The 13,148-nt window shown below is 71.9% G+C and carries 11 protein-coding genes and 1 pseudogene; 4 read left to right on the top strand and 8 right to left on the bottom strand.

The window, feature by feature from the left end; all coding sequences use genetic code 11:
- Window positions 1-23 precede the first annotated feature (23 nt).
- Window positions 24-911, bottom strand: a complete 888-nt coding sequence (locus tag AB0F61_RS24885; protein WP_357813860.1) for an NmrA/HSCARG family protein — start codon at window positions 909-911, stop codon at window positions 24-26.
- An 85-nt stretch (window positions 912-996) separates the two neighbouring features.
- On the opposite strand from AB0F61_RS24885, the gene soxR reads away from it, so the two are divergent.
- Window positions 997-1,497 carry a redox-sensitive transcriptional activator SoxR gene (soxR, locus tag AB0F61_RS24880; RefSeq protein ID WP_357813857.1) on the top strand — a complete coding sequence of 167 codons (501 nt, stop codon included), beginning with the start codon at window positions 997-999 and terminating at the stop codon, window positions 1,495-1,497.
- 35 nt (window positions 1,498-1,532) lie between these two features.
- On the opposite strand, the gene AB0F61_RS24875 is transcribed toward soxR, so the two are convergent.
- The 7 genes from AB0F61_RS24875 to AB0F61_RS24845 all read right to left on the bottom strand — a co-directional run bounded on the left by AB0F61_RS24875 (window position 1,533) and on the right by AB0F61_RS24845 (window position 7,246).
- A complete protein-coding gene (locus AB0F61_RS24875) occupies window positions 1,533-2,240 on the bottom strand; it encodes a dihydrofolate reductase family protein (protein WP_357813855.1) in 708 nt (235 codons plus the stop codon).
- Entirely contained in the window at window positions 2,237-2,902 is a 666-nt protein-coding gene (gene ribA / locus AB0F61_RS24870) for a GTP cyclohydrolase II (protein ID WP_357813852.1), read from the bottom strand. Before ribA ends, AB0F61_RS24875 begins: the two co-directional genes overlap by 4 nt.
- Before the next feature lie 57 nt (window positions 2,903-2,959).
- Window positions 2,960-3,898 (bottom strand): lysylphosphatidylglycerol synthase transmembrane domain-containing protein, encoded by a 939-nt coding sequence (locus tag AB0F61_RS24865; RefSeq protein ID WP_357813849.1) that lies wholly within the window; start codon window positions 3,896-3,898, stop codon window positions 2,960-2,962.
- Window positions 3,899-3,964: 66 nt separating this feature from the next.
- On the bottom strand, window positions 3,965-4,783 hold the full coding sequence (locus AB0F61_RS24860; RefSeq protein WP_357813846.1) for a class I SAM-dependent methyltransferase: 819 nt from the start codon (window positions 4,781-4,783) through the stop codon (window positions 3,965-3,967).
- The gene (locus AB0F61_RS24855) at window positions 4,780-5,862 is read right to left on the bottom strand and encodes a glycosyltransferase family 4 protein (RefSeq protein WP_357813936.1); all 1,083 of its coding nucleotides are present in this window, start codon (window positions 5,860-5,862) and stop codon (window positions 4,780-4,782) included. Before AB0F61_RS24855 ends, AB0F61_RS24860 begins: the two co-directional genes overlap by 4 nt.
- A complete protein-coding gene (locus tag AB0F61_RS24850) occupies window positions 5,862-6,260 on the bottom strand; it encodes a 6-carboxytetrahydropterin synthase (protein WP_355029810.1) in 399 nt (132 codons plus the stop codon). Before AB0F61_RS24850 ends, AB0F61_RS24855 begins: the two co-directional genes overlap by 1 nt.
- A gap of 2 nt (window positions 6,261-6,262) precedes the next feature.
- Window positions 6,263-7,246, bottom strand: coding sequence for a dehydrogenase (locus tag AB0F61_RS24845; protein WP_357813935.1), 984 nt, complete (start codon window positions 7,244-7,246; stop codon window positions 6,263-6,265).
- A gap of 530 nt (window positions 7,247-7,776) precedes the next feature.
- Here AB0F61_RS24845 and AB0F61_RS24840 point away from each other — a divergent pair.
- From AB0F61_RS24840 to AB0F61_RS24830, 3 genes and pseudogenes are all read left to right on the top strand, one after another.
- The gene (locus tag AB0F61_RS24840) at window positions 7,777-8,106 is read left to right on the top strand and encodes a TraR/DksA family transcriptional regulator (protein WP_357813842.1); all 330 of its coding nucleotides are present in this window, start codon (window positions 7,777-7,779) and stop codon (window positions 8,104-8,106) included.
- A gap of 290 nt (window positions 8,107-8,396) precedes the next feature.
- Window positions 8,397-9,368 (top strand): annotated as a pseudogene (locus AB0F61_RS24835) (choice-of-anchor A family protein); the annotation flags it as partial.
- Window positions 9,369-10,109: 741 nt separating this feature from the next.
- Window positions 10,110-13,121 carry a hypothetical protein gene (locus AB0F61_RS24830; RefSeq protein WP_357813932.1) on the top strand — a complete coding sequence of 1,004 codons (3,012 nt, stop codon included), beginning with the start codon at window positions 10,110-10,112 and terminating at the stop codon, window positions 13,119-13,121.
- The last annotated feature ends 27 nt before the right edge of the window (window positions 13,122-13,148 follow it).

The following is a 13,148-nucleotide window of genomic DNA, read 5'->3' as shown; positions in this document are numbered from 1 at the left end:
CTCAGCGGGCGGGATCGACTGCTCTACTGCCAGCTCGGCCGGCTGGCGAGGACCCGGTCCCAGTCGACAGTCCGGACCCACTGCGCGTAACGGTGCCAGGTCACCTCCGGGTACCTGGCGCGCAGCCCGTCGACGTCGACGAAGTCGGTGTTCTGCTCGAACCGCTGGAACATGTCGGCGATCTCGTCGCCGGCCCACTGCCGGACCTGGTCCAACGGCGTCTGCTGGTACGGGATCTCGCGGCCGAGCACGTCGCTGAGGATGCGGGCCGCCTCGTCGCCGGTGACCCGGTCGGAGGCGACGTCGATCCGTTCGCCGACGAACCGGTCCGGGTGCTCGATGGCGTGCACGGCGACACCGGCGATGTCGCGTACGGTCACCTGGTCCAGCGGCTTGCCGGCGGTGAGCGGGTTGGCCAGGACACCGTCGGTCAGGCGGCTGAACCCGACGTTCAGCACGTTCTCCATGAAGTACACGGGCCCGAGGACCGTCGCCCTGACCTGCTGGTCCCGCAGGTACGCCTCGACGAGCTGCTTGCTGTCGGCGTGGTCGAGATCGGTAGGCGCCAACCGGTCGGCACCGCGCACCGACGAGTAGACGAGGTGCGCGTCGACGCGCGCCGCGACATCGACCAGGTGCCGGCCCTGGGTGACCTCCTCGTCCTTCCCGCCGGATCCGAACGGTACGGACAGGCCGAAGATCGCCTCGACGCCCTTGGCGGCGTCGGCGAGACTCTCGGGGTGGGCCAGGTCGCCGGTGACGAGTCGGGCTCCGGCGGTGGACAGCGCCACCGCGGCGGGCGACTCGGGCGACCGCACGTAGGCGACGACGTCGTGGCCGTGGTCGAGCAGCAGTTCGGCGACGGCACCGCCCTGCCTGCCGGTGGCGCCGATGACGAGAACGTGTGCCATGAGGGTGCTCCCTGATTCGCGGTTCTGGACACCGCCGATTCTTTGGCCTCAACCTCAATTGAGGTCAAGTCCTAGAGTTGGTCCCATGCCAAGGGCGCGCACCACGTTTCACGAACTCACCGTCGGGCAGGTCGCCGACCGCAGCGGCGTCGCGATCTCCGCGCTGCACTTCTACGAACGCAAGGGCCTGATCCACAGCAGTCGGACGGCGAGCAACCAGCGCAGGTACAGTCGCGACACTCTGCGCCGGGTGGCGTTCATCCGGGCCTCCCAACACGTCGGCATCTCGCTCACGGTGATCCGGGAGGCCCTGGATCAACTGCCGAGCGAACGCACCCCGACGCCCGACGACTGGGCTCGCCTGTCCGCCGACTGGCGCAGCGTCCTGGACGCTCGGATCGACCACCTGCGGGCACTTCGGGACGACCTCATTGCGTGCATCGGATGCGGCTGCCTCTCCCTACGGGCCTGCCACCTGACCAACCCGCGCGACGTACTGGGCCGCGAGGGCCCCGGCGCCCGCCGCCTGCCAACGCCGCAACCACCGGCGATCATGAGGTTGGCGGGTTCTCCGGAGCTCGAATGACCCGTCCACCTCATGATCAACGAAGGCGGTGGGCGTCAGCTTTCGGTGCAGCGGTCGGAAAGCGCGTAGCGCAGGAGCACCACGTCGCCGATCTGGCGGGCCTCGGCCAGCCGGGCCCGGCGGCCCGGGTGCCACGGGAACCGTCCCTCGCCGACGAACCGGGGCGCCCGGCCGTCGCCGACGAAGAACGGGGCGACCACCAGGTGCAGTTCGTCGGCGAGACCGGCGGCGAGGAACTGGGCGTGCACCGTCCCGCCGCCCTCCACCATCAGCCGCCGTACGCCCCGCACGGCCAGGTCACTCAACAGCCAGGCGGGGTCGACGGGTTCCCCCGCATCCACCACTGTGGCCAGTCGACCGATGCGTTCCTGCGTCTTCGCCAGCGCGCCAGTGGCGCAGTAGACGAGCCGGGTCGGGTCACCAGCGGTGAAGAACCGGGCGGTCGGGTCCAGGTCACCGCGGGCGGTCAGGGTGACCTTGGTGGGCGAGGCGGGCCGACCGCACGCCACCCGTTCGGCCCGGCGGCTCGCCGAGCGCACCAGCAACCGGGGATCGTCGCGGCGGACGGTGCCGGCGCCGACCAGGATCGCGTCGCAACTGGCCCGGACCGCGTCGACCCGGTCCAGGTCGTCGTCGTTGGACAGCAGCAACCGCTTGTCGGACGCGTCGTCGATGTACCCGTCGATCGAGGTGGCGCAACTGAGCAGCACGTACGGCCGCGTCGGCGCCGGTGCGCGGCTCACTTGTCGACGGGCAGGTCGGGCGCGGCCGAGACGATCTCCGCCGCCTTGGCGGCCTTGGCGGCCAGGTACTCGGCGTTGGCCGGCGAGAGGAAGACGCTCGTGGGCACCTGCTCGGCGACGTCCACACCGAGGCGGGCCAACTGCACGGCCTTGTCCGGGTTGCTGCTCAGCAGTCGGATCCGCGGCACCCCCAGCGTGTTCAGCATCTGCGCCGCAGCGGTGTAGTCCCGTTCGTCCTCACCCCGGCCCAGCGCGATGTTGGCCTGGTAGGTGTCCAACCCGGCGTCCTGCAACGCGTACGCGTCGAGTTTGGCGTACAGGCCGATGCCCCGCCCCTCCTGCCGCAGGTAGAGCAGGAACCCACCGGCCTCGGCGATCCGCTGCACCGCCTCGCGTAGCTGCGGCCCGCAGTCGCAGCGTTGGCTGCCGAACACGTCGCCGGTCAGGCACTCGCTGTGCGGGCGGACCAGCGGCGGCTCTCCCCCGGCGGCGAGCCGGTCCAGCGCGCCCGCCCAGTCGCCCAGGCCGAGCGCGAGGTGCTCCCGACCGTCCACCAAGCCCTTGAACGAGAACACCCGGACCGTCGTGGCGTAGCCGTCGGGAAACGTCAACGGCACCGTGACCTGCGTACGAATCGTGGCGACCGGCAATGCTTCGGGCATGCGACTCCTCTGTCCGGCGCCACCGACGCGCGGCGACGCGTGTCCCTCACCACCGACTCAACAGCCGCCACCGGAGACGGCTTCCCGGACAGCGACCGGATGTCGGTTCCGCCGCACCAGCAGCACCGCGGCCCCGGGCAGGCTGGCGACCAGGATCAGTGCACCGTAGACGGTGGCGGTGGCGACGCCCTCTGCCGCGCTGAGGCCCGCCGCGCCGAACACCCATGCGGCCACCCCCTCGCGGGGTCCGAACCCGGCGATGTTCAGCGGCAGGCCCATGGCGAGCAGGGCGAGCAGCGTCAACGGCAGCAGTCGCGACAGCGGGGCGTCGGATCCGGCGGTGCGGGCCGCCACCAGGAACGTGGCCAGGTGACCGGCGACCATCACCGCCGAGGCGATCAGCACGCCGAGCCAGGTGCGCCGGGACAGCAGCCCGGACCGCACGTCCGCCCCGGCGGTGCGCAGCGCCCGCGCCACGCGCGAGGGGCCGGCGTTCGGCACGGCCCGAGCCAGCAGCACGGCGACCAGCCCGCCGGCGACCAGCAGCGCGGCGGCGACGGGCAGATACGGTCGCACCGGCGACGGGAAGGCCGCGAGCACCACGAGCGCGACGCCGACGAGCACCACCTGCCCGGCGGTACGTTCCCAGACCACCGCGCGGATGCCCCGGCTGACGTCGCCGGCGTCGCGGCCGTGGCGGACCGCCCGGTGCACGTCGCCGAGCACCCCGCCCGGCAGGGTGGCGTTGAGGAACACCGCCCGGTAGCAGTGCGCCACAGCGGTCGCCAGCGGCAGCCGTACGCCCAGGCCACCGGCGACCAGGCTCCACCGCCACGCCGCGCAGACAGTGGTGAGCACCCCGATGACAAGCGCCGCGGCCAACGCCGGCGCGTCGATCAGCCGCACTCCGGCGAGGAACGGGCCGCTGCCCACCTGCCACAACAGGACGGCGAGCAGACCCACCCCGCCGACCACTCGTGCCCAGGCCCAGAACATCGACGCCGGCCCTCCCCTTGATGATCGTCCACTTGCCCTAGTCCACGTACCCAGGGTGTGAACAGTTCATCCACCCGCGAGAATGTCGCTGTGTTCGACGAGCACGGTGAGCCGACCGGCCGCCGCGTCGGCCAGCCGACGCCGGGCGTACGCCTGGGCCGGGCCGGCCAGGTCGGGGCGCTGCGCGCAGGCCGCGCCCAGCCAACCCCGGAACCACTCGGCGGCCAGGTCGGCCTGGTTCGGGCCGAGCCGCCACGGGCTGGGCCGTTCCCGCACGTCCACGCCGTGTCGGGCGAACGCGGCGGCGGTGGCGGCGACGGCGTCCGGGCCGAGCAGTCGGCGGCCGTCGACGGTACGCCGTTGGTGGTCGTTGAACGCTGCCTCGACCGCAGCGTCCAGCGGGTCGGCCGGGGTGAGTCGAACCCGCCCGGTCACCGAGACGGCGAACAGGGTGGGCCGGCCGACACAGGCGGCCACCACCCGTTCGACCTCCTCGACGGTCAGCATGTCCAGCAGCGCGGACGCGGTGACCAGGGACCCGTCGGCCAGGTCGGCGGCGCTGAGCCGGGTGAGGTCGCCGCACCGGGTGCGTACGGTGACCGGGGCGCCGTCGGCGGCGACCACGCCGGCCATGCCCTCGGCGGCACGGGCCAGCAGGTCGGCGTCGCGGTCGTGCAGCACCCAGTGCTGTGGGCCGGGCAGCCGGGTGGCCAGCCAGCGACTCATCGAGCCGGTGCCACTGCCCAGGTCGTGGATCACGGTCGGCGTGGCACCGGTCAGCCGGGGGCGGACGGCGTCCAGCAGGTCCTCGGCCCGCGCCGCCGCGTCGGCCGGCTCCCGCAACCGCAACCAGTCGGCGAACGGCAGGGTCTCCTCGACGGTCATTCCGCCACCTCCTCCAGCACAGCGGCCAGCGACGCTGCCGTCACCGTCCAGTCGGTCAGGGTGTGGCGCCGGGCGAGTGCCGCCAACCGCAGTTGGGCCCGCAGCACGTCGTCGCCCAACCACCGGCTCAGCGCGCCGGCCAGAGCGGCCGGATCATCAGGTGGCACCAGCAGCCCCGGCAGGTCACCGTCGGCGGTCCGGCCGAGCGCCTCGGGCAGGCCACCCACCCGGGTGGTCAGCACCGGCAGGCCGCGGGCCAGTGCCTCGGTGACGACCATGCCGTACGTCTCGCCCCGGGAGGGCAGCACCAGCAGGTCCGCGGCGGCGTACGCGGCGTCGAGGGCAGCGCCGGTCAGCGGGCCGGCCAGCCGAACCCGGTCGGCGAGGCCCGCGCCGACAAGCTGGTCGCGCAGCCGGTGCACCAGCTCGGGCTCCCGGGTCAACGTGCCGGCGCAGACGAGCGTCCAGGGCACCCCGGCCAGCACCGTCAGCGCGTTGACGAGCACGTCGTGGCCCTTGTGGCGGGTGACGGCGGCCACGCAGAGCAGCCGGTCCCCGGCGGTCGAGCCGGGAGGCGCCAGCGGAGCGGCCGTCACCCCCGGCGGCACGACCCGGACGCGGTCGGGGCGCAGCGCATGGCGCAGCAGCAGGCGGCGGCGGGTCCACTCGCTCGTGGTGACGACGGCCCGCGCGGCGGCCAGCGCCCGGCCCTCCGCGTCGTCGTCGAGCGGCATGTGCACGAGGACGACCAGGCGCAACCGGCGGGCGTGCGGGGTGAGCAGGTCCGGCACGGTCGAGGCGACCAGACCGTCGAGCAGCACCACCGCGTCGTCGGACGCGGCGGTGAGCACCGCGGCAAGTGCCGCCCGATCGGCCGGCTCGGGGCTCGGCCAGGCCCCGGGCACCGCGTGCTCGTGCACCGTCCAGCCACTGTCGCCGAGCCCGGCACAGACGCGCCTGTCGTAGGTGTTGCCGCCACTGGGCGTGGCCGGATCGTCGATGTCGCCGGGCAGGACGACGTGCACCGTACGGCCGGTGCCACCCGAGCCGGCGGAGGGCGCCGCCCGGCCCGCATCGATCACAGTGACCGCTCGTAGCTCGCCCAGGCGACGTGCGACTCGTGCAGGGTGACGGTGATGCCCGCCAGCTCGCGTGCGCCCGCGCCAAGCTGGCCGGCGTGCACCCGCTCGGCCAGCCGGTCCGCGACCGTGCGGGCCAGCACCTCGGTGGTGGTGTTCACCCCGGCGAAGGCCGGCTCGTCGTCGAGGTTGCGGTAGGTCAGCTCACCCAGCACGGCCCGGAGCTGCTCGGTGGCCAGGCCGATGTCGACCACGATGCCGTCGGCGTCCAGGTCGGCACGGCGGAACGTCGCGTCCACCACGAACGTCGCCCCGTGCAGGCGTTGGGCGGGTCCGAAGACCTCACCCTGGAAACTGTGGGCGATCATCATGTGATCCCGAACGGTCACGCTGAACACTGTCACTCCCCGTCGTCGTAGGTGATGAGGTGGCAGAGCGCGGGCAGGTCGCCCGCGCTCAGTCTGGCGAGCACGTCCGGCAGCTCCGCGAACCGAGACGCGCCGGTGATCAGCGCGTCGAAGGCCGGATCGTCGAGCAGGTCCAGGGCGAGCGCCAGCCGGTCGGTGTAACTGCGCCGTCCCCGCCGGGCGGGAGCGACCATGCCGACCTGACTGCTGCGTACGGTGAGCCGGCCGGAGTGGAACGACCCGCCGAGCGACACCTGCACCGGGCGGTCGCCGTACCAGCTCAGCTCGATGACCGTGCCCTCCGGCGCGAGCAGGTCCAGGGCCTGTTGCAGGCCGGCGCCGGTGGCGCTGGCGTGCACGACCAGGTCCCGGTCGCCGCTCGCGTCGGCTGGTTGGGCGAACCCGACGCCGAGCGCGCCAGCCACCCCGGCACGGCGGGCGTCGACGTCGACGAGTTCGACCTGCACGCCGGGAAACCGGGCGAGCAGGGCGGCGACGCAGCAGCCCACCATGCCCGCGCCGATGACGGTGACCCGGTCGCCGACCAGCGGCGCGGCGTCCCACAGCGCGTTGACAGCGGTCTCCACAGTGCCGGCGAGCACCGCCCGCGCAGGCGGCACGCCGTCTGGCACGGGCACCACGGCGGTGGCCGGCACGACGTACGCGCTCTGGTGCGGGTGCAGGCAGAACACCGTGCGCCCGAGCAGCTCCGGCGGGCCCTGTTCGACCTCGCCGACGCTGAGGTAGCCGTACTTCACCGGGCCGGGGAAGTCACCCTCCTGAAAGGGCGCGCGCATCGCGGCGTACTGGTCGGTGGGCACCCGGCCGGCGAAGACAAGCGTCTCGGTGCCCCGGCTGACCCCGGAGTAGCGGGCCCGGACCAGCACCTCGTCGGGGCCGGGCGTCGGCAGCGACACCGGCCGGATCTCGGCCGTGCCGGGCTCGCGCACCCAGCAGGCGTACGCCTCGCGGATCACCGTCGCGCACCTCACCTCTTGCTCCCGGCCGAAAGAGCGGCCGTCCCCGGTCGGGGTCGTCGATCATAAACACGGAGGTACCGCGTCCACAGTTCGACGTTGTCCGGTGATCGAGCCGAGCGTGCTGGCAACGCGGCACCGGACTCGTGCCTCGACCGTGCTCAGAAGTCCGATGCCGCCCGAGATGCCATCGCCTGTCCCGATGCTGATCATCGATCAGGGGCCGTTGGCTTCGGGGCGTTCGCCGCCCTATGGTGGGGGCATGCCGTGGGTGACCTTCCGCTCGCCAGCCGTCACTGACGTGACGGCTGGCGGTGCTGCCCGCGTCGCGACGGCTGCGCGCGGCAAGGCGTGCATGGGGGTGCCGGTTGTCGGCGCTCTGTACATCGTGCCCCCGCGCGCGACGTCGCGCCCGGCGCGCACCGGCCGAGGCCCTCCCGCGGAATCGTTGCATCCCAGAACGACCGCAGGGCGAAGCTACTCAGGCTTCGGCCCTTTTTCTTTTTCCCGTTCTTTCTGAGGGGTAGACCATGAGCACCGATCAACGCGCTGTCGAGCACGGTTGGCTGGCTGATCTACGAGCGTCCCTGGCGGACGACTTCGCTACGCAGACGGCGCGGCTACGGGAACTGACCGAACTCAACGCGGACACCGGCGACCCGGGCGAGGCCCACAACCACGCCGCTCTGCTGGTGGCCACCCGCCGCCACCTCGAGCAGATCACCGGTGCGCTGAGCCGGATCGCGGATGGTAGCTACGGCGCCTGCGAGAGGTGCCGCGAGAGAATCCCGGCCGAGCGCCTCGAAGTCCTCCCGCACGTGCGCTTCTGCGTGCCGTGCCAGGAGAAGCACAAGGGGTGACATCTGGCCTGGTGTGAGCGCGCGAGGGCCGGACCGGAGGGGAACCGGTCCGGCCCTCGCGGCCAGCCTCGGACATGACCTGCCAGCTCACTAAGCGGACAAAAGCCTCTTAATCCCTCTTTTACCCCTATACGCTCCCCTGGCACATGCGAACCAACGGGGGCGTGATGAGGATTTCGTCGTGGGGTAGTCGCAGGTCACGGGCTGCGGCGCTGGCCGCCGTCGGCGGCGTGCTGGCCGTCAACGCCCTGCTGGCACCGGTGCCAGCCCAACCCCCGTTGAACCAGCGACTGGTCGCGGCCGAGGCCGTCGGGCCGGTCGACCCGGTCGCCGAGGCGTTGAGCTTCGGGGTGATGACCGAGGGCAACGCCAATGTGGTCAGCGACGAGAACGAGGGCACCCTCGCCGTCGGCGGCGACCTCACCTTCGGCACCTACCAGCTCGCCGGGGCTACCGCCGGCTCCTTCGTCGTACCCGGCGACGCCAACCCGAGCGCCCTTGTCGTGGGTGGACGGGTGAACTTCGCCGGCAGCGTCGGCGGCAGCCGCCTCCAGGTGCTCTCCAACGGCTACGCCAAGGTCGGCGACCTGACCGGCACCTTCGTCCGCGACACCGACAACAACGGCGCCCAGGTCAACACCCGGATCCTGCCGGCGAACGACTACGACGCGTCGCCCCGGGTCGAGCTGGTCACCAGGCAGCCGGTGCCCAGCGTCGGGCCGACCTCGCCGATCAACTTCGGGGCCGCCTTCACCGCCTTCCGCGGCACCACCGCCAGCCTGGCCACCTGCGACAACACGGTGGTGCTGCGCACGCCCAACGGCGACGTCCTGCCCCGACCGATCCCACCGGGCAGCAACGCCGTGGTCACGCTGACGCCGGGCGTCACGAACGTGCTCAACCTGAGCGCGGCGGACCTGTCCAACATCCAGATCCTGACCTTCGCCAGCCAACCCGCCGCCGACACCCCGCTGCTCGTCAACGTGGACACCAGCGGGGTCGGCAACACGTTCGCCTGGACCGCCCCGAACTTCGCCGGGATCGGCGGGCCGCAGGCGCGCTACGTGCTGTTCAACTTCCCGACCGCCACCGCGCTCACCCTCACCCCGAACGCGGCCACCGTCGAGGGCACCATCTACGCCCCCAACGCCAGCCTCACCGACCTCTCCGCAAGCAACACCGAGGGCAGCGTCATCACCCGCACGCTCGACCACCGCGGCGGCGAGATCCACTACTTCCCGTTCAGCACCACACTCTCCTGCGCCGGAGGCACGCCGGCGGACATCGACCTGATCAAGTCGTCGACCACCACGGTGATCACCAGCGTGGGCCAACAGGTTCCGTACTCGTTCAACGTGGTCAACACCGGCGGCGTCCCGCTCACCAACATCTCGGTCACCGACACGCAGACCCCGCCCTCGTCGAACGCCAATCTCGGGCCGATCACCTGCGCGGCGACCACCCTCGCGCCCGGGGCGCAGACCGTCTGCACGGCCACCTACACCGTCACCCAGGCCGACCTGGACAACGACGGTGTCACAAACGTGGCCACCGTCCAGGGCTCGCCGCCCACCGGTCCCCCGGTCGTCTCCGAACCGCAGACCCTGACCATCCCGGCGGAACCGCTCGCCGCCGCCGTCACTGTGGTGAAGTCGTCCACCACCACGTCGATCACCTCGGTCGGGCAGCAGGTGCCGTACCGGTTCCTGGTCGTCAACGCCGGCGGGCTCACCCTCACCGACGTGGCCGTCACCGACGTGCAGACACCGCCGTCGTCGAACGCCAACCTCGGCCCGATCACCTGCCCGGTCACCACCCTCGCGCCCGGCGCGAGCACCACCTGCACCGCGACGTACACCGTCACCCAGGCCGACCTGGACAACAACGGCGTCACAAACGTCGCCACCGCGCGGGGCACACCGCCGGGCGGCGGTACGCCTGTCACCTCGCCGCCGTCGACGCTCACCATCCCCGAGGCGGGCCTGGTCGCATCGGTCGCCATCATGAAGACGTCCACCACCACCTCGATCACCACTGTCGGGCAGCAGGTCCCGTACCAGTTCCACGTGCTCAACACCGGTGGGCTCACCCTGACCGGCGTGAACGTCACCGACGCGCAGACGCCGCCGTCGTCGAACGCCAACCTCGGCCCGATCACCTGCGCCGCCACCACCCTCGCGCCCGGCGCGCAGACCCTGTGCACCGCCACCTACACAGTGACTCAGGCCGACCTGGACAACGACGGCGTGACAAACGTCGCCACCGCGCACGGCACGCCACCCGGCGGCGGCACGCCTGTCGACTCGACGCCCGCGACGCTCACCATCCCGGAGAGCGGCCTGGTCGCCACCATCGCGATCCTGAAGACCTCCATCACCACGACGATCACGACTGTCGGGCAGCAGGTCCCGTACCAGTTCCACGTCGTCAACACCGGCGGGTTCACCCTCACCGACGTGAGCGTCACCGACGTGCAGACCCCGCCGTCGTCGAACGCCAACCTCGGCCCAATCACCTGCCCGGTCACCACCCTCGCCCCGGGCGCGACCACGACCTGCACCGCCACGTACACGGTCACCCAGGCGGATCTGGACTTCGGCTCCGTTCGAGACAGCGCGACCGCGCAGGGCACACCGCCCGGCGGCGGTACCCCCGTCCAGTCGCCGCCGGCGACGCTCACCATCCCGAGTGACGTGGTCGTCCCCGGCATCTCGCTCGTCAAGTCGTCCACCACCACGACGATCACGTCGGTCGGGCAGCAGGTGCCGTACCGGTTCCTGGTCGCCAACACCGGCGGCGTGACGCTCAACGGCGTGAACGTCACGGACGTGCAGACACCGCCGTCGTCGAACGCCAACCTCGGCCCGATCACCTGCGCCGCCACGACCCTCGCCCCGGGTGCGAGCACCACCTGCACCGCCACGTACACGGTCACCCAGGCCGACCTCGACAACGACGAGGTCGCCGACACCGCCACCGCGCACGGCACACCGGCCGGCGGTGACACCCCGATCGACTCGGCGCCGTCGGCGCTGATCATCCCGGCGGGCGACCTGATCCAGTCGATCTCGATCCTCAAGTCGTCCACCACCACGTCGATCAACACCGTCGGGCAGCAGGTGCCCTACCGGTTCCTGGTGGCCAACACCGGCACCGTGACGCTGTCCGCGGTGAACGTCACAGACGTGCAGACCCCGCCGTCGTCGAACGCCAACCTCGGCCCGATCACCTGCCCGGCCACCACCCTGGCCCCCGGTGAGTTCACCGCCTGCACCGCCACGTACACGGTCACCCAGGCCGACCTCGACAACAACGGGGTCACCGACGTCGCCACCGCGCACGGCACACCCCCGGGCGGGGGTACGCCGATCGACTCGCCACCGTCGACACTGACCATCCCGGACGCCGGGATCGTCGCCGCCATCCAGGTCGTGAAGACATCCACGACCGTGGCGCTCAACATGGTCGGACAGCAGGTTCCGTACCGGTTCCACGTGGTCAACACCGGCGGGCTCACGCTGACAGACGTCACCGTCACGGACGTGCAGACCCCGCCGTCGTCGAACGCCAACCTCGGCCCGATCACCTGCGCTGTCACCACCCTCGCGCCGGGCGCGAGCACCACCTGCACCGCCACGTACACAGTCACCCAGGCCGACCTGGACAACGACGGGGTCACGAACGTCGCGACCGCACACGGCACGCCCCCGGGCGGGGGTACGCCGGTCGACTCGCCTCCGTCGACACTGACCATCCCGCAGGTCGGGCTCACCGCCGCCATCGAGGTGATCAAGTCGTCGACCACCGTTGCGATCGCCGCAGCGGGACAGCAGGTGCCGTACACCTTCCTGGTGATCAACACCGGCGGCTTCACGCTCACCGGGGTCACCGTCAACGACACGGTGCTGCCGCCGTCCGAGCGCGGCGTGCTCGGGCTGATCACCTGCGGTCCGCAGGACATCCCGAACGGCGACGTGACGCTGTCGCCCGGTGCCTCCATCCAGTGCCGAACCTCGTACACCGTGACGGCGGAGGACTTCACCGGCTCGTCGCTACGCAACGTGGCCACGGCCACCGGCACGCCACCGTTCGGGCCCCCGCCGGTCTCGTCACCGTCCCCGTTGGACATTCCGATCCCGCACCCGGCGATCGCCCTCACCAAGTCGGTGACGCCCAGCGTGGTGTCCGCCGCCGGTGACGTGGTCACGTACCAGTTCGTGGTGCGCAACACCGGCAACACCCCGCTGAGCGCGGTGACGGTCGACGAGACCGACTTCTCCGGCACCGGCACGCCCGGGGCGATCACCTGCGGCACGCCGCCGGTGACCAACGGCGACGTTGCCCTGCCCGCCGGGGGAAGCACCACCTGCACGTCGACCTACACCGTCACCGCGGCGGACATCGCGGCCGGACGGATCACCAACACCGCCGTCGCCGCCGGTACGCCGCCGACCATTCCCGGTCAGCAACCGCCGACCCCGGTCCGCTCCGGACCGGCCACCGCCGAGGTGGCGGCCACTCGCGGCGCGGCGATCACTGTGGTGAAGTCGAGCAGCACCGACAAGATCAGCCGTCCGGGCCAGCACGTGCCGTTCCAGTTCGTGGTGACAAACACCGGCCAGGTGACGCTGACCGGCGTGACGATCACCGACACCCTGACCTCCCCGGCCTCGGCGACCAACCTCGGCCCGATCACCTGCGATCCGGACCGGACACCGAACGGCTCCGTCACCCTCGCGGCCGGCGTCGCCGTGACCTGCACGGCGACGTACACGGTCAGCAAGGCCGACTACCACCACGGCTCGCTGCGCAACACCGCGACGGCCACCGGCACCCCGCCGGACGGTCTGGCGCCGGTGTCCCCCGAGTCCACCATCACCATTCCGGTGAAGGGCAAGCTCCCGGTGACAGGTGAGTCGTTCCCGATGGGCGGCTGGATGACTGCCGGCGTGCTGGCGGTGCTCCTCGGCGCCGCACTGCTGCTGGTCGTCCGGCAGCGTAGGGCCCGCGCCTAGCGCGGAATGATCGCGAGGGTCGGACCG

The sequence above is a fragment of the Micromonospora sp. NPDC023888 genome, assembly GCF_040639415.1.
Taxonomy (GTDB): Bacteria; Actinomycetota; Actinomycetes; order Mycobacteriales; family Micromonosporaceae; genus Micromonospora.
Note: the sequence above shows the minus strand (reverse complement) of the source record. Positions and strands in the feature narration are given on the sequence as shown.